Source organism: Blastococcus sp. SYSU DS0753, from assembly GCF_054051175.1.
Window position 1 is genome coordinate 12,411 of sequence record NZ_JBJHAT010000035.1, and the last position, 24,146, is coordinate 36,556.

Here is a 24,146-nt window from a genome sequence, read left to right on the forward strand (position 1 = left end):
CGGGGATGAGCGCGGCGGCGGGGCCAGGGCACGGGGCGCCGGGCCCCGAGGGCGGCGAGCGGGTGCTCGCCCTGGTGTCGCAGGCGGGCAGGCGGCTGGACCGCCGTCAGCCCCAGATCGCCCGGGACATGACCGAGCTCATCGCCCGGCACATCAGGAGTCTGGACGTGGACCCGCAGTTCATGGAGCTGCTCCGGGCCAGCGTGGACGCCAACACCAAGACGCTCACGCACATCCTGACCAACCACATCCCGATCGAGCACCTGATGCCCACGACGGCCGCGGTCGAGTACGCCCTGCGGCTGGCCCAGCGGGAGATCCCGGCCAACTCCCTCGTCCGCGCCTACAGCATCGGCAAGGACGACTTCATCGAGCAGATGTTCCCCGACGTCCAGGCGCTCGACTGCACGGCGGAGGAGAAGTTCGAGGTCCTGCACCACATGGCCACCGTGGTCGGGCGGTACATCGACTGGATCTCCCAGTACGTCTTCGAGGCATACGAGGCCGAACGCGAACGCTGGCTGAGCACGCAGGGGACCGTGCGCGCGGCGCTCATCCACGACGTGCTGGCCGGGCAGAAGGTCGCGCCCGGGCGCTTCGAGCGCGAGACCGGCTACCGCCTGACGGCGCACCACCTCGGGATGATCATCTGGTCCGTGGACGCGGCGCCGGCGCCGGACGAGCTCCGGTTGCTCACCTCCGTCGTGTCGAAGGTCGCGACGGGAGCCGGCTGCTCGGGGCCGCCCCTGGTGACGGCGGTCGACCGAGAGACCGCCTGGGCGTGGCTGCCCTTCGCGGTCCGGCCGGGGGAGGTGGACACCACTCAGATATGCCGGCTCGTCGAGCAGGCGCGCACCTGCCGGGCCGCCCTGGGGCTCTCCGGGTCGGGTGTGGACGGCTTCCGGCGCACCCACGAACAGGCCCGGGCGGCCCGTCGGGTCGCCATGGCCTCGGGCGCCACCACGCCCGTCACGGGCTTCGGCGACGAAGGCGTTGCGATCACGTCGATGCTGGCCGGCGATCTCGACTCCGCGCGGGCGTGGATCCACGAGGTGCTCGGTCCGCTCGCGGTGGACAACGATGCGTCCCAGGTGCTGCGCGAGACGTTGCGGGTCTTCTACCTCACGGGGGAGAGCTACACCGAGACCGCAGAGATCATGCGGCTGCACCGCAACACGGTGAAGTACCGGGTGTCCCGAGCGCTGGAGCTGCGGCAGCCCGCAGCGCGGTCGCACCGGGTGGACCTGGCGGTGGCCCTGAACGCCTGCCACTTCCTGGGGTCCGCCGTGCTCGACGCCGGCGCCCGGGCCGACGCGCCGCCGGCCTGACGGGTCAGTTCACCGTCATCGGGACGGCGAACTGCTGCAGCGGCGCCGGGACCGCGCCGAGGGTCTGCAGCAGCGTCAGCTCCCGGCGCAGCAACCGGGACTCCGCGGCCAGGCGGCGGCGGGTCGCGGACTCCGCCAGCAGCGCCTGCCGGTCCTCGGTGGTCAGCAGCGCCGAGGAGGCGACCAGCCAGGACAGCGCGGTCGGGTCGTCGGACGCCGCCGCGAGCCGCACCGCGGCCTCCGCGCCGTCCCCGTGCGCGCCGGCGCCCAGCGCCGCCACCTCCGCGACGTACCGGGTGAAGAGGTCACCGACCCCGTGCGCGAGGAGGTCGAGCGATCCGCGGGCGACCGAGCTGGCGAGCTCGTCCGTCGGCGGGGCCAGCCCGGCGGAGTCGCCGGTGGCCACCTCGGCGTCCCCGGCGGCCTCCTCCGCGGCCTCCTCCTCGGCCAGCCACTCCACCTCCGCCTGCAGGTAGGGCGGGTCGTCGCCGACCACGACGTCGAGCAGCCGGAACCGCTCACCACCGACGGTCACGATGCGGAATCCGCCGTCGGACTGCGGTTGCACGCGCTGCAGCCGCGCGGTGCACCCGATGTCGTAGAGCGCCGCCGCGGGGGCCACCCGCTCGACCTCCCACCCCTGCCGGATCGCCACGACCCCGAAGAACCTGCGGTCGCCGAGCTCGGGCAGGTCCATCAGGTCGCGCATCAGGCGCCGGTAGCGGGGCTCGAAGATCTGCAGGGGCAGCACGACCCCGGGGAAGAGGGGCCGTCCCAGCGGGAACAGCGGGATCAGCTCACCCATCCGGGGAAGCGTACGGCCCCCCGGCCGCCTGCCCGTGTGGGCGCCCCGGGCCCGTCGCGGGGCGCTGGATACCCTGGGATCCGCGTCGTACCACCGATCCGACCCCGGAGGCCTCCCGTGCTGGCACGCATCGACCTGCGCGGACACGCGTTGCCCGGCGTCCGGGAGCTCACCGGGCTGCTGCCGCGCGCCGCCACCGACATCGACTCGGTGCTCGCCACCGTCCGCCCGCTCTGCGAGGACGTGCGCATCCGCGGCGCCCAGGCGGTGCGGGAGATCACCGCCCGCCTCGACGGCGTGGACGCCGAGGACTTCGCGGTGCCGCAGGAGGCGCTCGACCGCGCGCTCGCCGAGTGCGACCCGACGCTGCGGGAGGCCCTGGAGGAGGCCATCGCCCGGGTGCGGAAGGTGCACGGCGACCAGCGGCGCACCGACGTCACCACGGAGGTCGCGGCCGGCGGCACGGTCACCGAGCGCTGGCTCCCGGTCCGCCGCGTGGGGCTGTACGTGCCCGGCGGCCTGGCGCCGCTGCTGTCCAGCGTCGTGATGAACGTGGTCCCCGCGCAGATCGCCGGCGTCGAGTCGATCGCGGTGGCCTCCCCGCCGCAGCGGGACAACGGTGGCCTGCCCGACCCCGGGGTCCTGGCCGCCTGCGCGCTGCTGGGCGTCACCGAGGTCTACGCCGTCGGAGGTGCCCAGGCCATCGCCGTCTTCGGGTACGGCGCCGGCTCGTGCGAGCCGGTCGACATGGTCACCGGTCCCGGCAACGTCTACGTGACCGCCGCGAAGCGGCTGCTGCGCGGGCTGATCGGCATCGACTCCGAGGCGGGCCCCACCGAGGTCGCGATCCTCGCCGACGACACCGCCGACCCCGCCCACGTCGCCGCCGACCTGATCAGCCAGGCCGAGCACGACCCCCTGGCCGGCGCGGTGCTGGTGACCGACAGCGAGGAGCTGGCCGACGCCGTGCTGGCCCTGGTGCCCGGGCAGGTGGCCGCCACCAAGCACTCCGAGCGGATCACCACCGCGCTGGACGGCAGCCAGTCCGGCATCGTCCTGGTCGACGACCTGGACGCCGGGCTGCGGGTGGTCGACGCCTACGCCGCCGAGCACCTGGAGATCCAGACCCGCGACGCGCGTGCCGTCGCGATGCGGGTGCGGAACGCGGGCGCGATCTTCGTCGGCGCCTGGTCGCCGGTCTCCCTGGGCGACTACTGCGCCGGGTCCAACCACGTGCTGCCGACCGGCGGGTGCGCGCGGCACTCCAGCGGGTTGAGCGTGCAGTCGTTCCTGCGCGGCATCCACGTCGTCGAGTACGACGAGCAGGCGCTGGCCGACGTCGCCCGGCACATCGACGCCCTCGCCGGCGCCGAGGACCTCCCGGCGCACGCGGCCGCGGTGCGGGTCCGGCAGCGCCCGTGACGTCGCTCGAGGAGCTCCCGCTGCGGCCGGAGCTGCGCGGCCGCACGCCCTACGGCGCCCCGCAGCTGCCGGCCACCCACCGGCTCAACACCAACGAGAACCCGCACCCGCTGCCGGCCGAGCTGCTCGCCGACCTCGGCGAGGCGCTCGGGCGCGCGGCGCTGGAGCTCAACCGCTACCCCGACCGGGACGCCGTGGCGCTGCGGGCCGACCTCGCCGCCTACCTGTCCCGGACCGGCGGCCGGCCGCTGGAGCCGGCGCAGGTGTGGGCGGCCAACGGCTCCAACGAGGTGCTGCAGCAGATCCTGCAGGCGTTCGGGGGAGCGGGGCGCACTGCGCTCGGGTTCACGCCGTCGTACTCGATGCACCCGATCATCGCGGCCGGCACCGGCACGTCGTGGGTCGACGGGCACCGGGCCGCCGACTTCACGATCGACACAGAGGCCGCCGTGGCGCAGGTGCGCGAGGTTCGGCCCGACGTCGTCTTCGTGACCAGCCCGAACAACCCCACCGGCACCGCGGTCGACCTGGACACGGTGGCCGCCCTCTACGACGCCACCGACGGTGTGCTCGTCGTCGACGAGGCGTACGCGGAGTTCGCGCGGACCGGTACCCCGTCGTCGCTCACCCTGCTCCCCGGCCGGCCCCGGCTGATCGTGAGCCGGACGATGAGCAAGGCCTTCGGCATGGCGGGGCTGCGGCTGGGCTACCTGGCCGCGGACCCGGCCGTCGTGGACGCCATCCAGCTGGTGCGGCTGCCCTACCACCTGAGCTCGCTCACCCAGGCCGCCGCCCGGGCCGCGCTGGCGCACACGGATGCCCTGCTGGCGACCGTCGACGCGGTCAAGGCGCAGCGCGACCGCATCGTGGCGGCGCTGCCGGGCCTGGGGCTCACGAGCGTGCCCAGCGACGCCAACTTCGTCCTCTTCGGGCACTTCGCCGACGCGCCCGCCGCCTGGCGGGCGCTGCTGGACCGGGGGGTGCTCGTGCGGGACGTCGGTCTCCCGGGATGGCTGCGGGTGACCGCCGGTACCGCCGAGGAGACCGACGCCTTCCTCACCGCCCTGGGTGAGGTCGCGCCGGCCCACCGCACGACTCTGGGAGACTGACGCCCATGACCCGCACCGCACGCGTCGAGCGCCAGACCAGCGAGACCAAGCTCGTGGTGGAGCTCGACCTCGACGGCACCGGCAGCAGCTCGATCAGCACGGGCGTGGGCTTCTACGACCACATGCTCACCGCGCTGTCCAAGCACAGCGGCATCGACCTGACCGTGCGGGCCGACGGTGACCTGCACATCGACGCCCACCACACGGTGGAGGACGTCGCCATCGCGCTGGGGCAGGCGTTCGCCGAGGCGCTGGGCGACAAGCGGGGCATCACCCGCTACGGCGACGCCACCATCCCGATGGACGAGGTGCTCGCGCAGGCCGCGGTCGACCTCTCCGGCCGGCCGTACTTCGTGCACGCCGAGCCCGAGAACATGACGCCGATGATCGGGCCGGACTACCCGACCTCGCTGACCAAGCACGTGCTGGAGTCCTTCGCGTTCAACGCGCGGATCAGCCTGCACGTGCGGGTGCTGTACGCCGGGCGCGACGCGCACCACATCGTGGAGGCGCAGTTCAAGGCGCTGGCGCGGGCGCTGCGTGCGGCCGTCGCGATCGACCCGCGGGTCACCGACGTCCCCTCCACCAAGGGCGCCCTGTGATCCTGCGCGGCCGGCGGTGAGCTCGGGGCTGCCCCTCCTGCTGCTCGGCGGCTTCCTGCTCGGTGGTGCGTGGAGCATCTGGCGGGCGGACACCGCCGACGGCCGGCGCACCGGGCCGCAGGTCGCGTTCGCCGCCATCCTGCTGATCGCGGCCCTGCTGGCCAGCGCGGCGGGCATCCTGCGGCTCGTCTGAGCCGGCGCTGCCCGGGAACACATCGAGGGGCTCCGGCGCTGGTCGGTAGCGTGGCAGGCGTGAAGAAGGTGGCGGTCCTCGACTACGGCTCGGGCAACCTGCGGTCGGCCGAGCGTGCGCTGCAGCGGGTCGGGGCCGAGGTGACGGTAACCGACGACTTCCAGACGGCGCTGGACGCCGACGGGCTGGTCGTCCCCGGCGTGGGCGCGTTCGCCGCGTGCATGACCGGGCTGGACGCCGTCCAGGGGCGCCGGATCATCGGCCGCCGCCTCGCCGGTGGCCGTCCGGTGCTCGGCATCTGCGTCGGCATGCAGATCCTCTTCGAGCGCGGTGTCGAGCACGGCGTGGACGCCGAGGGCTGCGGCGAGTGGCCCGGCGTCGTCGAGCCGCTCGAGGCGCCGGTGCTGCCGCACATGGGCTGGAACACCGTCCAGGCGCCGCAGGACAGCGTGCTGTTCGCGGGGCTCGCGGACCAGCGCTTCTACTTCGTGCACTCCTACGGGGTGCGCACCTTCCCGCTGGGCCAGGACGGCGTGCCCTCCCCGCTGGCGCCGCCGTTGGTCACCTGGGCCGAGCACGGCGACCGGTTCGTCGCCGGTGTGGAGAACGCCGCGCTGTCGGCCACCCAGTTCCACCCCGAGAAGAGCGGCGACGCCGGCGCGCAGCTGCTCACCAACTGGCTCGGCACGCTGAACTGAGGCGCGCAGGTCAGCTGCGCAGGTAGCTGGCCCCGTTGACGTCGATGATCGTGCCGGTGGAGAAGCGGGCCTCCGGGGACGCCAGCCAGAGCACGGCCGCGGCGACCTCCTCCGGTCGCGCCACCCGCCCGTAGGGGGACTGCGCGCGGACGGCGTCGCCGCTGGGCCCGTCGAGGATCTCGCGAGCCATCTCGGTCTGCACGAACCCCGGGGCGACGCTGCCCACGCTGATCCCGTGCGGGGCCAGGGCCTGGGCCATCGACTGCCCGAAGGCGTTCAGGCCCGCCTTCGCCGCGCCGTAGGCCGGTGTGCCCGGCTCGCCGCGGAAGGCGCCCCGGCTGGTCACGTTCACCACGGCGCCGCCACCGGCCGCGACCAGGTGCGGCACCGCGCGGAAGGTGACGTGCATCGCGCCGACCAGGTTCACCTGCAGCGTGCGCGCCACGGCCGCCTGCCAGTCGGTCCAGGACGTCTCCAGCGGCGGGTGCGGCGTGTAGACGCCGGCGTTGTTGACGAGCACCTGCAGCCCGCCCAGCGCCGTCGCCGCGTCGTCGACCATCGCCCCGACCGCCTCGGCGTCGGCCACGTCCGCCTGCACGACGGTGTGCCCGGCCCCGGGCAGCTCGGCGGCGACCCGCTCGGCCGCCTCCCGGGAGCTGCCGGAGTGCACCGCCACCCGGTCCCCCCGGGCGGCGAAGGCGTGCGCGATCGCTCGCCCGATGCCGCGGGAGGCGCCGGTGACGAGGACGGCGCGGGGTGCTGCGGCGCTGGTCATGGCAGCAGTCAACCAGCCGGCGACGGCGCGCCGCGGGCGGTGCTGCACGGCCGGGAGGCGCCCGCGCCCTAAGGTGCGCGGGTCGCCGTCCAAGGAGGTCGCGTGCCCGCCGAGCGTCCGTCCCGCCCCGGCCGGCTCGTCGGGCTGGCCGTCGTCGCGCTGCTGCTGGCGCTCACCGGCTGGACCGTGGCAGGGCTCCGGCCGCCGGACCCGCGCCCCGTCGGCGCCCCGGCCACGGAGTTCAGCGCGGCCCGTGCCTTCGCGCACGTCGAGCGCATCGCGGCCGAGCCGCACGTGGCGGGGAGCCCGGAGAGCGACGAGGTGGTCGACGGGCTCGTGCGCGCCCTGACCGACCTCGGTCTGGACACCCGCGTGCAGAACGCCGTCGGCGCCCGGGCCGGTGGCGCGGGGGAGGCCCGCATGGCGCGGGTGCGCAACGTGGTCGCCGTCCTGCCCGGCACCGATCCCACCGGCCGGCTGTACCTGGTGGCGCACCACGACTCGGTGGAGGGCGGGCCGGGGGCGGCCGACGACGCCGCCGGGGTGGCCGCGCTGCTGGAGTCCGTCCGGGCGCTGACCGAGGGCCCGCAGCTGCGCAACGACGTCGTCGCCGTCCTGACCGACGCCGAGGAGGCCTGCCTCTGCGGAGCCGAGGCGTTCGTCGCCTCGCACCCGCTGGCCGGCGGCGGGGTGGCGCTCAACCTGGAGGCCCGCGGCACCGGCGGCCCACCGATCATGTTCGAGACGTCGCTCGGGAACGCCGAGCTCGCGGCGGCGTTCGCCGACGCCGCCCCCCACCCGGTCGCCAGCAGCTTCGCCGTCGAGGTCTACCGGGCGCTGCCCAACGACACGGACTTCAGCGTGTTCCTCGAGGACGGCGGCTACACCGGCATGAACACCGCCTTCATCGACGGCGCCGCGGCCTACCACTCGCCGCAGGACACCCCCGAGCGGCTGGACCGCGGCAGCCTGCAGGCCCTCGGCGACAACACCCTGGCGCTGGCCCGGGAGCTGGGGGACCGGGACCTGGCCGTCCTCGCCGAGCCCGCCGCCGAGGACGCGACCTACTTCCCGCTCCCCGGGCTGCTGGTGCGCTACCCGGGCTCGCTGGTGTGGCCGCTGGCCGGTGCGGCGCTGGTCGCCGTCGCCGGCCTGGCCTGGACGCTGCGCCGCCGGGGGATCAGCCCGTTGCGGCGCACCGCCGGGGCCGCCGCGCTGGCGCTCGTCCCGCTCGTGGCGGGGCCGCTGGCCGCGCAGGGGCTGTGGGAGGCGCTGGTCGTCCTCCGCCCCGGGTACGCCACGATGCTCGACCCCTGGCGGCCGGGCTGGTTCCGGCTGGCGGCCGTCGCGGTTGTGCTGGCCGTCGTCCTGATCTGGTACGCGCTGCTGCGCCGGCCGGTCGGCGCGGCCCCACTGGCCGCGGGCGCGCTGCTCTGGCTCGCCGTGGTGGCGGCGGTGCTCGCCGCGGTGGCGCCGGGCGGCTCCTACCTCGCGGCCTGGCCGGCCCTGGTCGGTGCGCTCAGCGGCGCCGTCGCCGTGCTCGCCCGCTCGCGCGCGGTGTGCGCCGTCGCCGCGTCGCTCACCGGCGCGACGGCGGTCCTCGTCCTCGCCCCGACCGCCGCGCTCTTCCTCCCCGCGCTCGGCATGTCGCAGGTGCTCGCGCCGTCGGTCGTCGTCGTGCTCGGCGCGCTGGCCCTGCTGCCGGCGCTGGAACTGCTGTTCCCCGACCCCGCCGCGCCGCCCGGGGCGCGCGGCCGGCTGGCGGCGGCCGCCGTCCCGGCCGTCGCGCTAGGAGCCGCAGGGGCCTGCGTGGCCGCGGGGCTGGCGGTCGACCGCTTCGACGCCGACCACCCGGTGCCCAGCCGGCTGGCCTACGTGCTGGACACCGACCGGGACCGGGCGCGGTGGGTGACCACCGAGACGACGCCGGGCGAGTGGACCGGCCGGTTCGTCGACGGCCCCGGGACCCTGGGCGCGGACCTCCCGTACCTCGCCGGCCGCGATCTGCTCACCGGACCTGCCGAAACCGCCGACCTGCCGGCGCCGGAGGTCGTCGTCGTCTCCGACCAGGTCCTCGGCGAACGGCGGGAGATCACCGTCCGGGTCACGCCGCAGCGGGCGGGGGTCCGGCTGGTCCAGCTGGACCTCACCGCCGAGGGCGGCACCGTCGTCCGCGGCCGGTTCGGCGGCCGCGGCGTGCCCGACGCCGCGCTGGGGGAGTCGGGGCTGCGGATCACCTTCCACGCGCCGCCCCCCGACGGGTTGCAGGCCGCCTTCACGGTCGAGGGCGACGGGCCGGTGCGGTTGCGCGCCGCGGACGCCAGCGACGGGCTCACCGGTCTGCCGGGGTACGAGCCGCGGCCCGCGGGCGTGGACGTCGCCGGTACGCACGGTGCGGACCTGCTGGTCGTCACGGCGGTCACCGACCTGGGGTGACGGGCGCGGCCGGATGAGAGCTCTCTCATCCGGCTCTCACGACGCCGTCACCGGTGGAGCGCAGGCTCTGAGCCGTGCATCGTCGCCCGTTCGTCGCAGTGCTCGCCGGAGCGGTGGCCGTGCTGCTGGTAGCCGGTGCAGGCTGGGCGGTGCTGGGGCCCGCCGGTGGGGGGGGGGGGGGGGGGGGGGGGGGGGGGGGGGGGGGGGGGGGGGGGGGGGGGGGGGGGGGGGGGGGGGGGGGGGGGGGGGGGGGGGGGGGGGGGGGGGGGGCCCCCCCCACCGATCGAGGTGCCCCTCCCGGCGTCGCCCACGGAGCCGGGAGCGCCCCCGACCGTGGATTCCGGCCCATCGCCCGATCCCGCTCCGGAGCCACCGCCGCCTCCCGCACCGGCACCGCCTCCGGCACCCGCTCCCGCACCGGCACCGCGCCCGGACGTCGTGCCCCCGCCTCCCATCACCGACGATGACGATGACGATGACGATGACGACGGCGATGACGATGACGATGGCGGCGACGATGGCGACGACGACTGAACGGTGACGACCCAACCGTGACGATCGAGGAACGGACCGCGCCCGGGTGGCGGCAGCACGTCCGGGGGCGGCTGGCGCCCCGGGCCGCCCGGACCCGGATCATCGGCTGGGTCCTGCTGCTGGTCCTGCTCGCCCTCGCCCTGCTGACCCTGGTGACCTGGTGGTTGCTGATCCGGGCGACCGACGAGCGGATGGACCTCGCCCTCGAGGCGGAGGTCGCCGAGTTCTCCCAGATCGTGGCCTCGGGGATCGACCCGGAGACCGGCGCACCGTTCGCCTCGGTCGCCGAGGTCCTGCAGACGGCGATCACCTACAACCTCGCCCGGCCCAACGAGAAGTTCCTCGGGTACGTGGACGGCGCCTATCGCTTCCAGAGCCGGATCGAGGCCCCGGTGCTGCTGAGCGAGGACGCCGTGTTCGCCGACCTGGTCGGCTCGGTCGAGGAGCCCGTGGCCGGGCGGTACGAGAGCGGCGCGGGCGAGGTGCGCTACCTCGCCGTCCCGGTGACCCTGGAGGGCGATCCGTCGCTCGGGACGGCCGTGGTGGCCTACTTCGCCGACCAGGAGCGCCAGGCAGCCGATGAGACGGCCCGGTTGATGCTCGGCGTGGGGGCGGTCACCGTGCTGCTGGCCGCAGCCGGCGCGTGGGTGGTCGCCGGGCGTGTGCTCGCCCCGGTGCGCGCCGTCGCGGCCACCGCCCAGGGGATCACCGAGACCGACCTCACCGGCCGCATCCCGGTCGACGGGCGACCGGCCGACGAGCTCACCGACCTCGCCTCCGCCGTGAACGCGATGCTCGACCGGGTGGAGACAGGCGTGGCCGCCCAGCGGCGATTCCTCGACGACGCCGGCCACGAGCTGCGCACACCGATCACCATCGTGCGCGGCCACCTGGAAGTGCTCGACCCGGCCGACCCGGAGGACGTGCGCCAGACCGTCGCCCTGGTCGACGACGAGCTGGAGAGGATGAACCGCATGGTCTCCGAGCTGCTGCTGCTCGCCCGCGCCGAACAGCCGGAGTTCGTCCGCCTCCAGCCGGTTGACGTCGCCGAGGTGACCGCAGAGGTGTTCGGCAAGGTGCGGCGGTTGGGCGACCGGGACTGGCAGCTGGGCGCCGTCGCCCGGGCCGACCTGCTGCTCGACCCACAGCGCCTGACGCAGGCGGTGGTCGCGCTGGCCGACAACGCCGTCCAGCACACCGCGCCGGGCGACCGGATCGTGCTGGGCAGCCGGCTCAGCGGGGATCAGCTGCTCGTCTGGGTCGACGACACCGGGCCCGGTGTCGCTCCCGCCGACCAGGCGCGGGTCTTCGAGCGCTTCGCCCGCGGCAGCTCCGGGGCCCGGCGCAGCGACGGCGCGGGACTGGGCCTGTCCATCGTGCGCGCCATCGCCGCCGGCCACGGCGGGGAGGTCGAGCTGCACAGCCGCCCCGGCGAGGGGGCCACCTTCACCCTGGTCCTGCCGGCCCGCCCGGCGCCGCCCCGCGCCGAGGCAGGCCCCGACGAGCTGCTGGACAGCGGCTCCGGCACCGTCGACGACGCGCTCGACACCCCACCGATGACCGTTCCGCCCGCGACGGTCGCCCCGACCGAGGGAGGGCCGCGGTGAGCCGCGTGCTGATCGCCGAGGACGAGCCGCGGATCGCCGCGTTCGTCGAGAAGGGGTTGCGGGCCAACGGCTTCGCCACCTCCGTGGTCGGCGACGGGCTGTCCGCCCTGGACCGCGCCCGGAGCGGTGAGGTCGACCTGGTCGTGCTGGACATCGGGCTGCCCGTGCTCGACGGCTTCGCGGTGCTGCGGGCGCTGCGCGCCGAGGGGTCCGCCGTGCCGGTCATCGTGCTGACCGCGCGGGACAGCGTGCAGGACACCGTCGCCGGGTTGGAGGGTGGCGCCGACGACTACATGCCCAAGCCCTTCCGCTTCGAGGAGCTCCTGGCCCGGGTGCGACTGCGGCTGGCCGGGGCCCGCGGCGGCGAGGTCACCGTGCTCACCGCCGGCGAACTGTCGCTGGACCTGCGCACCCGCCGGGCCGACGTCGCCGGGCGGGTGGTCGACCTGTCGGCCCGGGAGTTCGCCCTGGCCGAGACCTTCCTCCGCCACCCCGGTCAGGTGCTGGCCCGCGAGCAGCTGCTCAGCCACGTGTGGGGCTACGACTTCGACCCCGGGTCCAACGTCGTCGACGTCTACGTCCGCTACCTGCGCCGGAAGCTCGGCGCCGACCGGATCGAGACGGTGCGGGGCATGGGGTACCGGCTGGCGGCGTCCTGAGCCCACCCCGGACGGGCGGACGGCCCCGGCCTCCTGACGGGAGCCGGGGCCCTCCGCGCCCCCCCCCCCCCCCCCCCCCCCCCCCCCCCCCCCCGCCCTCAGTCGTCGGTGTCCGGGGTGTCGGTGTCGGGGGTGTGGGTGTCGCGGGTCTGGTCGACGGGGCTCTCGGCGGGCGAGTCCGCCGTCTCCGGGGAGGCGTCCACGTCGCCCACGGCGGCGTCGGGGGCGTCGGGCGTGTCGTCGGGGCTGTCGTCGGCGGCGACGGCGACGGCGGCGGGCGTGGACGGGGCCCCGTCGTCGGCCGTGGCGACGCCGATCCCGGCCAGACCCAGCCCGGTGAGCGCAGTGCCGACGGTGACGACCTTCCAGGTGGCGGCGGGCTTGCGGGTCATGGGCGTTCCTCCTCCGGAGCGGGTGGTGCGCTGACGTGGACCACGGTGCCCGGCGCAGGTGAGGCCGCCAGGAAAGCGCGATGAGCCCTCTCTCATGTCGGCGGGCGCGCGCTCACCGCACACCGGCCCACTCCTCGGCCAGGGCGACCCGGGCCTCGGTGGCGGGAGCCCGGTCCGGCTGCTGCACCCGAAACGGGCCGGTGGCGAGCCCCACCAGGACACCGGCCACCCGCGACCGCAACTGGCCCTCCGGCCAGCGCCCGGCGAGCAGCTCTTGCACCCGTTCCCGGTAGGCGGCGATCGGCGCCGAGTGGCCGGAGAGGTGCTCCAGAAGGACGAGGTGGCCCAGGAGGGTGGCCCAGTCGTCGATCCGGGCGCCCGCCCCGGCGGTGTCCACGTCGAGCAGGCCGACCACCGTCCCGGCATCCACGAGCAGCTGTGCCTCGTAGAAGTCGCCGTGCACCGGGACCAGCGGGTGCTGACCGGCACCTGCGGCCACCGCCGCGGTGAGCCGGTCCAGGCGCGACGTCAGGGGAGGGTAGAGCGTGGCCAGCACGTGGGCGTGCGACCGCACCGGCGGAAGCGGGTCGCCCGGGTTCCGGCGCCGCGCCGCGGCGGGGAGCTCGGGTAGCCGGTCCAGCAGCGCCTCCAGCGACCGCGGGTCGGGCAGTTCCGCGGCGTCTCCGGTCAGCGCCGACCGCATCGACGTGCCCGGCAGCCCCGGCAGCACGACGACCCCGTCCCCGGTGCTCGCCAGCACCGGCGGCACCGGCACCGCCGGGGCCAGGGCGGCGTGACGGGCGACCAGCTCCGCGACCGCCGCTGGACGCACCACCTTGAGGAACCAGCGCCCGGCCGGGGAGGCGACCTCGACCACGGCCCGGCGCCCCGGGCGGTAGGCGCGCAGCCGCAGCCTGGGGTTGCCGACGTCGATGCCCAGGGCGCCCAGCTGCCGCGCGGTCCGCGCCGCCGAGGTGGCCCAGGCCAGGCCCGGCAGCGCGGGGTCCAGCGGCCACCGCCACGCGCCCACGGTGACCGGCCGGCCGGCGACCTCGCCCTCCAGCACGGCGGCGCCCGGGGGGATCGCCGCCCCGGTCGTGGCGGCGAGGGACTCGCGGGTGGACCGGCCGTCGGCCCAGTCGACCACCGCGGTCCACCGGACGGTGGCGGCACCGTCGGCGCGCAGGTTCACCGAGGTCGCCGTCAGGGTGCGCAGCCGGCCGGAGAGCGGGTCGAGGACAGTGGTCCACAGATCACCGGCGGGTTCGCCGAGCAGGACCTGCAGCGAGGGCGGCCACCACGGCGGCACGGGGGGTGGATCGAGCCGGGCAGTGTCCACGCGGTCACCCTCGCTCCGCGAGGTGAGCGGCCGGTGAGACCGGGATGAGGACGCTCTCACCGGCCGTCCGGTCACCAGCGGCCGCGGTGCACGACCTCGTCGACCCCCCGCCGGCCGCGGCGCAGCGACGGGGAGCGGCGGTCGTCGCCCCCGGGGTAGCCGACCGACACGCAGCCGACCGGCCGGTACTCCTCCGGCACACCGAACGCCGCCCGGAACGCCTCGACCCGCTCCCCGGGAACGCCGAAGAAGCAGGCGCCGAGCCCCTCGTCGACGGCGGTCAGCAGCATCAGCAGCGACGCCATCCCCGCGTCGACGTCCCAGTACGGCACCGGCCAGCGGGCCTCGTCGCGGTCGGTCCAGCCCTTGTCCGGCTCGGCGTAGCGGTCGAGGTAGGCGCTCTTGTTGGCCAGCGGCACGATCAGCAGCGGCGCCCGGCGCATGCGGGTGAGCCACCGGTCGGGTGCACCCTCGTCGGTGGTGGCCGTCCAGAACCGGTCGCGCTCCTCGGGCGTCTCCAGCACCAGGAACGCCCAGCCCTGGCTGAAGCCGGCCGACGGCGCCCGGATGGCGTGCGCCAGCAGCCGCTCGCGCACCTCCGGCGGCACCGGGCGGTCGGGGTCGTAGTCGCGCACCATGCGGCGACGGCGGACGACGTCGGCGAACTCCACGACCCCAGCCTGTCACCCGCGCGACCGGGTCAGGCGCTCCGCCCGAGCCGGGCCAGCACCCGCGTGGTGCGGTCGGCGTCCCCGGGCACCTCGACGGCGGGGCGGCAGATCCCGTCCATGTGCAGGGCCGGGCCGAAGCCGTCCGCGCCGGCCTCGATCCGGTCGAGCTCCTCGGCGGTGAGCCCGGCATCGGTGCCGACCGCGCGGGCGAGGTCCCAGCGGTGCACGACCATGTCCCAGACGTAGAACTGCTCGAAGGCCGCGCCGACCGTCGTCGGACCGAAGAAGCCGTCGAACTCCCGGGCCGCCACGGCGTCGTCGGACACGGCCCCGGCCACCCGCTCCGCGTGCTCGCGCCAGGCGGCGGCCGGGTCGGCGGCGACGTCCGGCGCGCCCCCGAGGTCGACGCCGTGCGTGGTGAGGAAGTCCCGTTGCGTGCCGATCAGGTGCCCGACGACGTCGGCGGCGGTCCAGCCCTCGCACGGCGAGGGGCGGGCCCAGCCGGCCGGAGGCACGGCGTCGAGGAGCTGGCGGAGGGGACGGTCGGCTGCCTGGTGGCTCGCGGCGGTGCGGTTCATGCCCCGGAACGTAGGAGCGTGCGGCAGGCTCGGTCTTGATGGAACCCGACAGCCCCGCCGCGATGGACCTCGTGGAGCGGGCGCACCTCAGAGACCCCGGCGACGCGTCCCACGCCATGTACCGGTACGCCGCACCGGCGGACTTCGACGGGTTCCTCCAGCGCTTCTGGATCCCGGTGTGGTCGGTGCCGCCGGGGGAGGAGGCGCCGCAGGCGGTGCTGCAGTACCCGGTGGCGCTGGTCGTCGTCGCCCGGGACTACGCCCGGTTCTACGGCGTCGTCCCGGGGCTGTCGGTGACCAGGCTGACCGGCGCGGGCTGGGCGGTCGGCGTCATGTGCGCACCCGCCGCGGGGGCGCTGATCGCGGGCGGGCCGATGAGCGGGTTCACCGACCGGCACGTCGACGTCGCCGACGTCCTGGGCGACCGGGGGGAGCGGCTGACCGAGCGGGTCCGTGCGGCGATGGGCCCGGACCCGCACGCGCCGGAGGGGCACACGGCGGCGATGGCCGCGTTCGGCGACGCGCTGCGGCCCTGCCTGCCGGTGGACGAGGAGGGCCGGCTGGTCAACGAGGTCGTCGCCTTCGTCGAGGGGAACCGCGAGGTCGTCCGCGTGGCCCAGGTCTGCGAGCGCTTCGACCTCTCCGAGCGGTCCCTCCAGCGGCTGGTCCGGCGCCGGCTGGGGCTGAGCCCGAAGTGGCTCATCCAGCGCCGCCGGCTGCAGGAGGCCGCCGAGCGGCTGCGCGGCGCCCCGGCGAACCTCGGCGAGGTGGCGGCGGCGCTGGGCTACGCCGACCAGGCGCACTTCACCCGCGACTTCGCCCGGGTGACCGCCATGACCCCCGGCCGGTTCGCCGCCCGGTACGCGCCGGGGAGCTGACGCGGACGCCGGCCGGGGCGGTCCCTACGCTGGTCACCGTGCCGAAGCTGCAGCTGCTCCCCGCCGTCGACGTCGCCGACGGCCAGGCCGTCCGTCTCGTGCAGGGGGAGGCCGGGAGCGCCACCTCCTACGGCGACCCCCTCGACGCCGCGCTGCAGTGGCAGCGCGACGGCGCGGAGTGGGTGCACCTGGTCGACCTCGACGCCGCCTTCGGGCGGGGGAGCAACCGCGAACTCCTGGCCCGCGTGGTCGGTGAGCTCGACGTCGACGTCGAGCTCTCCGGGGGCATCCGGGACGACGCGTCGCTCGAGGCGGCGCTGGCCACCGGCTGCCGGCGGGTGAACCTCGGCACCGCCGCCCTGGAGTCGCCGGAGTGGTGCGCCCGGGCCATCGCCGAGCACGGCGACCGGATCGCCGTCGGCCTCGACGTCCGCGGCACCCGGCTGGCCGCCCGCGGCTGGACCCAGGAGGGCGGGGAGCTGTACGAGACCCTCGCCCGGCTGGACGCCGAGGGCTGCGCCCGCTACGTCGTCACCGACATCACCAAGGACGGCACGCTCAAGGGGCCGAACCTCGACCTGCTGCGGGAGGTCTGCGCCGCGACGGCCCGGCCGGTGATCGCCTCGGGCGGGGTCAGCTCGCTCGACGACATCCGCGCCCTGGCCGGGCTGACGACGATCGGCGTCGAGGGCGCCATCGTCGGCAAGGCGCTCTACGCCGGCCAGTTCACCCTGCCCGAGGCGCTCCGGGTCGCCTCCGGGGACGGCGACGGAGAGCTCGCGTGACCGTGCTCAACCTGGGGTCGGCGAACCCCTGGGAGCCCGTCGTCGGCTACAGCCGGATCGTGGTCCGCGGCGACACGGCCTGGGTGAGCGGGACGACGGCGGTCGTCGACGGCGTCGTCGCCCACCCGGGCGACGCCGCGGCGCAGACCCGGCAGGTGCTGGCCACCATCGAGCGCTCCCTGGAGCGGGCGGGTTTCCGCCTCGCCGACGTCGTCCGCACCCGGATGTACGTCACCGACATCAGCCGCTGGGAGGAGGTCGGGCGCGCCCACGGCGAGGTGTTCGGCGACATCCGGCCGGCGTCGACGATGGTCGAGGTGTCGGCGCTGATCGACCCGGAGCTGCTGGTGGAGATCGAGGCCGACGCCGTGCGGGAGCCCGCGGCATGACGCTCGCCGTGCGGGTGATCCCGTGCCTCGACGTCGACGCCGGGCGGGTGGTCAAGGGCGTCAACTTCGTCGACCTGCGCGACGCCGGCGACCCGGTGGAGATGGCCCGGGTGTACGACGCCGAGGGCGCCGACGAGCTGACCTTCCTGGACATCACCGCCAGCTCCGGGAACCGGGAGACGACCTACGACGTCGTCCGCCGCACCGCCGAGAGCGTCTTCATCCCGCTCACCGTCGGCGGCGGGGTGCGCGGCGTCGAGGACGTCGACAACCTGCTGCGCGCGGGGGCGGACAAGGTCGCGGTGAACACCGCCGCCGTCGCCCGGCCCGAGCTGATCGCCGAGATCGCGCACCGCTTCGGCAGCCAGGTGCTCGTGCTGTCGCTGGACGCGCGCCGGGTGCGCGATGGCGCGGTCACCGACTCCGGGTACGAGATCACCACCCACGGCGGGCGCCGGGGCACCGGCCGCGACGCCGTGGAGTGGTGCGTGCAGGCCGCGGAGCTCGGCGTGGGAGAGATCCTGCTCAACTCGATGGACGCCGACGGCACCCGGGCCGGCTTCGACACCGACCTGATCGCCCAGGTGCGCCGCGAGGTCGCCGTCCCGCTGATCGCCAGCGGGGGAGCGGGCGCGGTCGAGCACTTCCCGCCGGCGGTCGCGGCCGGCGCCGACGCCGTGCTGGCCGCGAGCGTCTTCCACTTCGGCCAGCTGCGGGTGGGTGACGTCAAGGCCGGTCTGGCCGCGGCCGGGGTGCCGGTGCGCCGCGAGGGCGACACCCCGCTCGGCTAGCGGGACGCCCCAGGCCGCTGCACAGCCCCGATCGCGGGTGGGCGCTGCTCCCGGCCGGCTGATCACGGGGACGCCTTCCCTCCGCCGGGAGTTCGCCTTCCGGTCAGCCCGCCGCCACCTCCGTAGGTCACGGTGCCCCGAGCAGACGAGGGGAGCGGTGATGCAGGAGCACGGCAGCCACCACCACGGTGGTCACCACCACCACGGCGGTGACCACGAGGACGGTGCTGGGCGGACCGACGAGGGGCACCGCGGCCTGCGGCGTCGCGACGTCCTGGCCGCGGGGGCGGCCGGCGTCGCCGGCGGGCTGCTGCTGCGACCGGCCGGTGCCCTCGCCGCCCCCTTGGGGCCTCGCGGCGTCGCGGGCGCCGAGCGGGTGTCGCGCCTCGGCCGGCGGGCGCGCCTGGCGCACGCCGACCTGCACAACCACAGCCTCCAGTCCGACGGCTCCGGGGATCCCGCCCTGGCCTTCGAGTCGATGCGGGACGCAGGTCTCGACGTGGCCGCGCTCACCGACCACTCGACGGTCTCCAAGCCGCTGGGCCCGATCGACGCCTGCGCGGCCTTCCCGCCGCCGCAGCCGGGCAGCGAGGACCCGTGCCGCTCGCTGGCCGGGATGAACCAGCAGGCGTGGGAGAACACCCGCCGGTACGCCGACGCGGCCGACGACCCCGGCGAGTTCACCGCGCTGCGCGGCTTCGAGTGGTCCAGCCCGCTCCTCGGGCACGTCAACGTGTGGTTCACCCAGGACTGGACCGATCCGCTGAGCACCGCCGGCTTCAGCCTCTCCAGCCTGCTGCAGCTCGGCCTCACCGAGTCCGGGATCGCCGCGGCGCTCGGGCCGCTCGGGCCGCTCGGCCAGCAGCTGCTGGACCTCATCCGCCGGTCGGAGCCCCGCGGGATGGCGCTGTTCTACGAGTGGCTGCGCCGCTCTCCGCAGACCCCGCTCGTCGGGGGCGGCGCCGACGGGCTGGCGGGTTTCAACCACCCCAACCGTGAGCCGGGGGTCTTCGACGCGTTCGCCTACGAGCCCGCGCTGAGCGACCGGATCGTCTCCATGGAGATCATGAACCGGCGCGACGACTACCTCTTCGAGGGCTGGGCGGCGGGGTTCCCCAGTCCGCTGGTCGCCTGCCTGGACGCCGGCTGGCGGGTCGGGCTGCTCGGCGTGACCGACGAGCACGGCACCGACTGGGGGGAGCCGGACGGCAAGGGGCGGGCGGGCCTGTGGGTCGACCAGCTCGACCGCGGCGGGGTGCGCCGGGCGCTGGCGGCGCGGGACTTCTTCGCCACGAACGTCCGGGGCCTGCGGCTGGACGCGACCGCACAGGGCAGCTTCATGGGCCGGTCGGTGCCCCACCGCGCGCGCGACGTCCGCTTCGAGGTGGACCTGGACCGCGGGCCCGAGCACGCCGGCGAGGAGGTCGAGATCCAGGTCCTGACGTCCGGCGACCGGGCCCCCACCGTGGTGCACGTCGAGTCGGTGCGGGTGCCGGATCCGAGGGAACGCCGGCCGATCCGGTTCCGCGCGCCGATCGACCGCGACTCCGCCTCGTGGGCGGTCCTGCGCATCGCCGACCCGACGAAGCCGAACCTCAGCCCCGGGCCGGAAGGGCACCCGTGCAACAACCTGGCCCTGGCGTACAGCAGCCCGTTCTGGTTCGAGGGAGCCGGCCGCCGGCCCCGCGGTGGCGGCCGGCCACCGGTGACGGCGCGAGGAGAGGCGGCTGACCTGCGGGACCTGCTCACCCGCGGTCACTGACGTCGGGGGGCCACGGTCACCCGGGCGACGTCGCGGCGGCCGGAGGCCCACAGCAGCAGCTCCATCGGCTCACCGGTGACCGTGCGACCGCCCGCACCGAAGCGCTTCTCCACGCCGGGGTCGTCGCTGCGCCGGAGCACCAGCCCGCGGCGTCCCGCGGCCCGCCGGCCGAAGAGGGCGGCCGCCGACCAGAGCTGGTCCTGCTCCGACCGCGGCAGGTCCCGCGGCTCCCAGCCCGGCTGGGCGCGGCGGACGTCCTCGTGGTGGATCGCGAACTCCGACAGGTTGAACGCCCGCGCGGCGGCCGGCAGGGCCATCGGCGACCACGCCGGTGGTCCGCTGCGCACCTGGTCGACCACCTCCGCGTACGGCGTCGACCCGCGCAGCCGGTCCTCCAGCCGGTGCGACCACCAGGCCAGGCGCGCACCGCCGGGCAGCATCTCCAGGCCGTAGCCCGGGAGGGCGTCGGGTCGCCGGTCGCGGACGGCGAGGTGCGCGGTCAGGTGCGCGGTGGTCCAGCCCGCGCAGCACGTCGGTGCCTCCGGGCCCAGCTCGTCGAGGAGGTCGGCCAGCGCGGCGCGCTCGCGGTCCGGCAGGGACGGGGGGACGGCGCTCATCCCTCCTGCTTACCCGGCGGCCGGGCCCGGCGGTACCCGGGCGCGGGAAGAAGCCGCTGCGGCGCGGGGTTGCACCGTCCGCTTAGCGTTCCTAACGACCGTCCGGCATCCTGGCCGGGCCGCCCGCACACCCGAGGAGCCCCGTGTCCCGCCGCAGAGACGCCGTCGTCCGACGCGGGCTCCGCCACGTCCGGCGGGCGATCGCCGAGCAGCCGGGCATGTTCACCCTCGCGCTGCTGGCCAGCAGCCTCTACGGCGCCATGACGGTCGCCAGCGCCTACGTCATCGGGGAGATCACCGACCGGGTGCTGCTGCCCTCGTTCGACGACGGCGCCACCACCACGGCCGCCCTGACCCTGGCGGCCGTCGCCATCCTCGTCGTCGCCCTGCTGAAGATCGTCGGCATCCTGGGCCGCCGGCTGTTCGCCGGCGTCATGAGCTACCGGTTGCAGGCCGAGTACCGCCGCCGGGTGACCGGCCAGTACCTGCGGCTGCCGCTCTCCTGGCACCAGCGCCACCCCACGGGGCAGTTGCTCTCCAACGCCAACTCCGACGTGGAGTCGGCGTGGTTCTTCGTCGCGCCGCTGCCGTTCGCCTGTGGCGCGCTGGTGATGATCGCGATCACCAGCGTGGCGCTGGTGCTCACCGACCCGCTCCTGGCGCTGGTCGGTCTCGTGGTCTTCCCACTGGTGTTCGCGGCCAACGGCGTCTACTCCCAGGTGATGAGCCCGCGGATGCAGCGGGCGCAGCAGCTGCGGGCGGAGGTCAGCGAGATCGCGCACGAGAGCTTCGACGCGGCGCTCGTGGTGAAGACCCTCGGCCGCGAGGACACCGAGACCGAGCGCTTCGCCGCCCGGGCCGAGGAGCTGCGCGACGGGCTGATCGCCGTCGGCCGGGTGCGCGGGGTCTTCGACCCGATGATGGAGGCGCTGCCGAACCTCGGCACCCTCGCCGTCCTGCTCATCGGCGCCGGCCGGGTGGCCGAGGGCGCCACCGACGCCGGGGACCTGGTGTCGATCGCCTACCTGTTCACCCTGCTCGCCCTGCCGATCCGGGCCATCGGCTGGGTGCTCGCCGACCTGCCGCGTGCCCTGGCCGGGTTCGACCGGGTCACCCCCGTCCTCGAGGCGACCGGGGAGACCCCGTACGGGCCGGATGCCGCCGTCGCGAGTGCCGGCGGCGCCGGGGTGGCGCTGCGCGACGTCGCTTTCACGTTCGACGGGGGCAGTCGTCCCACGCTGACCGGCGTCACCTTCGACGTGCCGGCCGGCCGCACGGTGGCCGTGGTCGGCCCTACCGGGTCGGGCAAGTCCACCCTCGCCGGCCTGCTGGTGCGCCTCGTCGACCCGGCCGACGGCGCGGTGCTGCTCGACGGCGTCGACCTGCGCCGGCTGCGGGAGGGCGAGGTGAGCGGCCAGGCGGCCTTCGTCGCGCAGAGCGCCTTCCTCTTCGACGACACCGTCCGCGGCAACGTCACCCTCGGCGCGCCCGTGGACGACGACGAGGTCTGGGCCGCGCTGCGCGTCGCGGCGGCCGACGACTTCGTCGCCGCGCTGCCCGACGGCCTGGACACCCGGGTCGGGGAGCGGGGCGCGTCCCTGTCCGGCGGCCAGCGGCAGCGGCTCGCGCTCGCCCGCGCCGTGGTCCGCCGTCCCCGGCTGCTGGTGCTCGACGACGCCACGAGCGCCGTGGACCCCGCCGTCGAGGCGCGCATCCTCGACGCGCTGCGGGGGAGCGGGGCGCCGACGACCGTGGTGGTGGTCGCCTACCGGCAGGCGACGATCGCGCTGGCCGACGAGGTCGTCTGGTTCGAGGACGGCCGAGCCGTCGCCCGCGGCACGCACGAGCAGCTGCTGGCCGAGGTTCCGGGGTACGCGGCGCTGGTGCAGGCCTACGCGCAGGCGGAGGTGCCTGCGTGACCGCCGCGACGCGGCTGGAGGACCGCCCGTCCGAGGGCGCCCTGGCCACGCTGCGCCGCGGCCTGCGGATGATGCCGGAGTTCCGGCGCGGTCTGCCGGTCACCTTCGCCCTGGCCCTGGTCGCCACGGCCGGCCGCGTGGTGGTGCCCATCGCCGTGCAGCAGGTCATCGACCGCGGCCTGGGTGCGCCCGGAGGCCCGGATCTCGGGCTCGTCACCTGGGTGGTCGCCGGCTGCGCCGTCGTCGTGGTGCTCACCGCCGTCGCGGTCTACCGGATGAACGTCCGGCTGTTCCGCACGACGGAGACCGCCCTCGCGGGTCTGCGGGTGCGGGCGTTCCGGCACGTGCACGACCTCTCCGTGCTGCACCAGCAGGGCCAGCGGCGCGGCTCGCTGGTCTCCCGGGTGACCAGCGACGTCGACCAGCTGTCGGTCTTCATGCAGTGGGGTGGTGTCCTCGGGCTGGTCAGCGTCGGTCAGCTCGTCGTCGCCACCGCCGTCATGGCGGTCTACTCGTGGCAGCTGACGCTGCTCGTCCTGGTCTGCTTCGTGCCGCTGGTCTTCGCCGTCCGCTGGTTCGCCCGCCGGCTCGTGCAGGTGTACGGCGTGGTCCGGGAGCGCGTCGGCGACGTGCTCGCCGCGGTCTCCGAGTCGGTGGTCGGCGCCCCGACCGTGCGGGCCTACGGGGTGCGCGCCCGCACCGCCGCGCGGCTGGACGCCGCGATCGACCGGCACTACCGCGCCCAGGTCGACGCGCAGAAGGTGACCGCCGCGGTGTTCGTCAGCGGCGAGTTCGTCGCCGCGGTCGCCAACGCCGCCGTGGTGGTCGTCGGGGTCCTCCTCGGGTTGGCCGGCGACATCACCCCGGGCACGTTGGTGGCCTTCCTCTTCCTGGTCACCCTGTTCGTGGCCCCGGTGCAGACCGCCAGCGAGGTGCTCAACGAGGCGCAGAACGCCGTCGCCGGCTTCCGCCGGGTGCTCGACGTGCTCGACACCGAGCCCGACGTCCGCGACCCCGCCGTCGCCACCCCCGACCGGGTGCGGGAGCTGCCGGCCGGGCCGCTGGGAGTCCGCTTCGAGCACGTCACCTTCCGCTACGCACCCGGTGCGCGGGCGGCGCTCGACGACGTCGACCTCACCATCGCGCCGCGCACCCGCGTGGCGATCGTGGGGGAGACCGGCTCGGGCAAGACGACGTTCGCCAAGCTCGTCACCCGGCTCATGGACCCGGCCGGGGGGCGGGTGCTGCTGGGCTCCGACGCCGGTGGCTGGGTGCCGCTGGCCGATGTCGCCTTTCCCTCGCTCCGCGCGCGGGTGGTGATGGTGCCGCAGGACGGGTTCCTGTTCGACGCCACCGTCGCCGACAACGTGCGCTACGGCCGCCCGGGCATGACCGACGCCGACGTCGTCGCCGCGTTCGACGACCTGGGCCTCGGGGCGTGGGTCGCCGGCCTGCCGGCGGGCGTCGGGACGGCGGTCGGGCAGCGCGGGGAGTCGCTGTCGGCCGGCGAGCGCCAGCTGGTCGCCGTCGCCCGCGCGTACGTGGCCGACCCCGACCTGCTGGTGCTCGACGAGGCGACCAGCGCCGTCGACCCGGCGACCGAGCGGCGGCTGACCCGCGCGCTCGACACCCTCACCCAGGGCCGCACCACGCTGACCATCGCGCACCGGCTCTCCACCGCCGAGCGGGCCGACGAGGTGCTGGTGGTCGACGCGGGCCGGGTGGTGCAGCGCGGCACGCACGCGGAGCTCGTCGACGCCGAGGGCCCCTACGCCCGGCTGCACGCCTCGTGGCGGCGCTCCTCGACCGGGGAGCCCGAGCCGGTCGCCTGAGCCGTTGCGGCGCCGACGGCGACGT

General features: G+C 75.8%; 23 protein-coding genes. 16 read left to right on the forward strand and 7 right to left on the reverse strand.

The genetic code is table 11. From position 1 onward, the window contains the following. Positions 1–5 precede the first annotated feature (5 nt). On the forward strand, positions 6–1,328 hold the full coding sequence (locus ACI799_RS19510; RefSeq protein ID WP_456588730.1) for a PucR family transcriptional regulator: 1,323 nt from the start codon (positions 6–8) through the stop codon (positions 1,326–1,328). Positions 1,329–1,332: 4 nt separating this feature from the next. On the opposite strand, the gene ACI799_RS19515 is transcribed toward ACI799_RS19510, so the two are convergent. After that, entirely contained in the window at positions 1,333–2,133 is an 801-nt protein-coding gene (locus ACI799_RS19515) for an LON peptidase substrate-binding domain-containing protein (protein ID WP_456588729.1), read from the reverse strand. Positions 2,134–2,250: 117 nt separating this feature from the next. Here ACI799_RS19515 and hisD point away from each other — a divergent pair, with 117 nt between their 5' ends. The 5 genes from hisD to hisH are packed head-to-tail and all read left to right on the forward strand — an operon-like array spanning position 2,251 to position 6,157. Then, complete coding sequence (gene hisD, locus ACI799_RS19520) at positions 2,251–3,555, forward strand: histidinol dehydrogenase (protein ID WP_456588728.1); 1,305 nt, start codon at positions 2,251–2,253, stop codon at positions 3,553–3,555. Beyond that, positions 3,552–4,664, forward strand: coding sequence for a histidinol-phosphate transaminase (locus ACI799_RS19525; RefSeq protein WP_456588727.1), 1,113 nt, complete (start codon positions 3,552–3,554; stop codon positions 4,662–4,664). Before hisD ends, ACI799_RS19525 begins: the two co-directional genes overlap by 4 nt. 5 nt (positions 4,665–4,669) lie before the next feature. After that, on the forward strand, positions 4,670–5,266 hold the full coding sequence (hisB, locus tag ACI799_RS19530; protein ID WP_456588726.1) for an imidazoleglycerol-phosphate dehydratase HisB: 597 nt from the start codon (positions 4,670–4,672) through the stop codon (positions 5,264–5,266). Between the two features lie 16 nt (positions 5,267–5,282). Continuing rightward, positions 5,283–5,459, forward strand: coding sequence for a hypothetical protein (locus tag ACI799_RS19535; RefSeq protein WP_456588725.1), 177 nt, complete (start codon positions 5,283–5,285; stop codon positions 5,457–5,459). A gap of 59 nt (positions 5,460–5,518) precedes the next feature. Beyond that, on the forward strand, positions 5,519–6,157 hold the full coding sequence (gene hisH / locus ACI799_RS19540) for an imidazole glycerol phosphate synthase subunit HisH (RefSeq protein ID WP_456613738.1): 639 nt from the start codon (positions 5,519–5,521) through the stop codon (positions 6,155–6,157). A 10-nt stretch (positions 6,158–6,167) separates the two neighbouring features. Here hisH and ACI799_RS19545 read toward each other — a convergent pair whose 3' ends face one another. Then, on the reverse strand, positions 6,168–6,932 hold the full coding sequence (locus ACI799_RS19545; protein ID WP_456588723.1) for an SDR family NAD(P)-dependent oxidoreductase: 765 nt from the start codon (positions 6,930–6,932) through the stop codon (positions 6,168–6,170). 102 nt (positions 6,933–7,034) lie between these two features. Between ACI799_RS19545 and ACI799_RS19550 the strand changes: the two genes are divergently transcribed. The 3 genes from ACI799_RS19550 to ACI799_RS19560 all read left to right on the forward strand — a co-directional run bounded on the left by ACI799_RS19550 (position 7,035) and on the right by ACI799_RS19560 (position 12,168). Beyond that, positions 7,035–9,368: a M28 family peptidase gene (locus tag ACI799_RS19550; protein ID WP_456588722.1), complete on the forward strand. Its 2,334-nt coding sequence runs from the start codon at positions 7,035–7,037 to the stop codon at positions 9,366–9,368. A 551-nt stretch (positions 9,369–9,919) separates the two neighbouring features. After that, the gene (locus ACI799_RS19555) at positions 9,920–11,509 is read left to right on the forward strand and encodes an ATP-binding protein (RefSeq protein WP_456613739.1); all 1,590 of its coding nucleotides are present in this window, start codon (positions 9,920–9,922) and stop codon (positions 11,507–11,509) included. Further along, a complete protein-coding gene (locus ACI799_RS19560) occupies positions 11,506–12,168 on the forward strand; it encodes a response regulator transcription factor (protein ID WP_456613740.1) in 663 nt (220 codons plus the stop codon). Before ACI799_RS19555 ends, ACI799_RS19560 begins: the two co-directional genes overlap by 4 nt. Positions 12,169–12,266: 98 nt before the next feature. Here ACI799_RS19560 and ACI799_RS19565 read toward each other — a convergent pair whose 3' ends face one another. From ACI799_RS19565 to ACI799_RS19580, 4 genes are all read right to left on the reverse strand, one after another. Beyond that, positions 12,267–12,560 carry a hypothetical protein gene (locus ACI799_RS19565; protein WP_456613741.1) on the reverse strand — a complete coding sequence of 98 codons (294 nt, stop codon included), beginning with the start codon at positions 12,558–12,560 and terminating at the stop codon, positions 12,267–12,269. Positions 12,561–12,672: 112 nt separating this feature from the next. After that, on the reverse strand, positions 12,673–13,899 hold the full coding sequence (locus ACI799_RS19570) for a hypothetical protein (protein WP_456613742.1): 1,227 nt from the start codon (positions 13,897–13,899) through the stop codon (positions 12,673–12,675). A 71-nt stretch (positions 13,900–13,970) separates the two neighbouring features. Beyond that, positions 13,971–14,570, reverse strand: coding sequence for a nitroreductase family protein (locus ACI799_RS19575; RefSeq protein WP_456600641.1), 600 nt, complete (start codon positions 14,568–14,570; stop codon positions 13,971–13,973). A 29-nt stretch (positions 14,571–14,599) separates the two neighbouring features. Then, positions 14,600–15,148, reverse strand: a complete 549-nt coding sequence (locus tag ACI799_RS19580; protein WP_456600642.1) for a TIGR03086 family metal-binding protein — start codon at positions 15,146–15,148, stop codon at positions 14,600–14,602. A 38-nt stretch (positions 15,149–15,186) separates the two neighbouring features. Between ACI799_RS19580 and ACI799_RS19585 the strand changes: the two genes are divergently transcribed. The 5 genes from ACI799_RS19585 to ACI799_RS19605 all read left to right on the forward strand — a co-directional run bounded on the left by ACI799_RS19585 (position 15,187) and on the right by ACI799_RS19605 (position 19,753). Continuing rightward, entirely contained in the window at positions 15,187–16,026 is an 840-nt protein-coding gene (locus ACI799_RS19585) for a helix-turn-helix domain-containing protein (RefSeq protein WP_456613743.1), read from the forward strand. A gap of 38 nt (positions 16,027–16,064) precedes the next feature. After that, entirely contained in the window at positions 16,065–16,811 is a 747-nt protein-coding gene (gene priA, locus ACI799_RS19590; RefSeq protein WP_456591220.1) for a bifunctional 1-(5-phosphoribosyl)-5-((5-phosphoribosylamino)methylideneamino)imidazole-4-carboxamide isomerase/phosphoribosylanthranilate isomerase PriA, read from the forward strand. Beyond that, positions 16,808–17,200 (forward strand): RidA family protein, encoded by a 393-nt coding sequence (locus tag ACI799_RS19595; protein ID WP_456597292.1) that lies wholly within the window; start codon positions 16,808–16,810, stop codon positions 17,198–17,200. Before priA ends, ACI799_RS19595 begins: the two co-directional genes overlap by 4 nt. Then, positions 17,197–17,991 (forward strand): imidazole glycerol phosphate synthase subunit HisF, encoded by a 795-nt coding sequence (gene hisF, locus ACI799_RS19600; RefSeq protein ID WP_456613744.1) that lies wholly within the window; start codon positions 17,197–17,199, stop codon positions 17,989–17,991. Before ACI799_RS19595 ends, hisF begins: the two co-directional genes overlap by 4 nt. Positions 17,992–18,151: 160 nt before the next feature. Then, positions 18,152–19,753, forward strand: a complete 1,602-nt coding sequence (locus ACI799_RS19605) for a DUF3604 domain-containing protein (protein ID WP_456613745.1) — start codon at positions 18,152–18,154, stop codon at positions 19,751–19,753. On the opposite strand, the gene ACI799_RS19610 is transcribed toward ACI799_RS19605, so the two are convergent. Beyond that, positions 19,747–20,370, reverse strand: a complete 624-nt coding sequence (locus ACI799_RS19610; protein ID WP_456613746.1) for a TIGR03085 family metal-binding protein — start codon at positions 20,368–20,370, stop codon at positions 19,747–19,749. The genes ACI799_RS19605 and ACI799_RS19610 overlap by 7 nt on opposite strands. 143 nt (positions 20,371–20,513) lie before the next feature. Here ACI799_RS19610 and ACI799_RS19615 point away from each other — a divergent pair, with 143 nt between their 5' ends. After that, complete coding sequence (locus tag ACI799_RS19615) at positions 20,514–22,289, forward strand: ABC transporter ATP-binding protein (RefSeq protein WP_456613747.1); 1,776 nt, start codon at positions 20,514–20,516, stop codon at positions 22,287–22,289. Continuing rightward, complete coding sequence (locus tag ACI799_RS19620; RefSeq protein WP_456591214.1) at positions 22,286–24,121, forward strand: ABC transporter ATP-binding protein; 1,836 nt, start codon at positions 22,286–22,288, stop codon at positions 24,119–24,121. Before ACI799_RS19615 ends, ACI799_RS19620 begins: the two co-directional genes overlap by 4 nt. Positions 24,122–24,146 lie beyond the last annotated feature (25 nt).

What these genes read in the sequence shown, in the direction of transcription:
- ACI799_RS19605 (WP_456613745.1), top strand. Translation starts at nt 18,152, where the DNA reads ATGCAGGAGCACGGCAGCCACCACCACGGTGGTCACCACCACCACGGC.
- ACI799_RS19580 (WP_456600642.1), bottom strand. Translation starts at nt 15,148, where the DNA reads ATGAACCGCACCGCCGCGAGCCACCAGGCAGCCGACCGTCCCCTCCGC.
- ACI799_RS19510 (WP_456588730.1), top strand. Translation starts at nt 6, where the DNA reads ATGAGCGCGGCGGCGGGGCCAGGGCACGGGGCGCCGGGCCCCGAGGGC.
- ACI799_RS19515 (WP_456588729.1), bottom strand. Translation starts at nt 2,133, where the DNA reads ATGGGTGAGCTGATCCCGCTGTTCCCGCTGGGACGGCCCCTCTTCCCC.
- ACI799_RS19565 (WP_456613741.1), bottom strand. Translation starts at nt 12,560, where the DNA reads ATGACCCGCAAGCCCGCCGCCACCTGGAAGGTCGTCACCGTCGGCACT.
- ACI799_RS19545 (WP_456588723.1), bottom strand. Translation starts at nt 6,932, where the DNA reads ATGACCAGCGCCGCAGCACCCCGCGCCGTCCTCGTCACCGGCGCCTCC.
- hisB (WP_456588726.1), top strand. Translation starts at nt 4,670, where the DNA reads ATGACCCGCACCGCACGCGTCGAGCGCCAGACCAGCGAGACCAAGCTC.
- ACI799_RS19585 (WP_456613743.1), top strand. Translation starts at nt 15,187, where the DNA reads ATGGAACCCGACAGCCCCGCCGCGATGGACCTCGTGGAGCGGGCGCAC.
- ACI799_RS19610 (WP_456613746.1), bottom strand. Translation starts at nt 20,370, where the DNA reads ATGAGCGCCGTCCCCCCGTCCCTGCCGGACCGCGAGCGCGCCGCGCTG.
- hisF (WP_456613744.1), top strand. Translation starts at nt 17,197, where the DNA reads ATGACGCTCGCCGTGCGGGTGATCCCGTGCCTCGACGTCGACGCCGGG.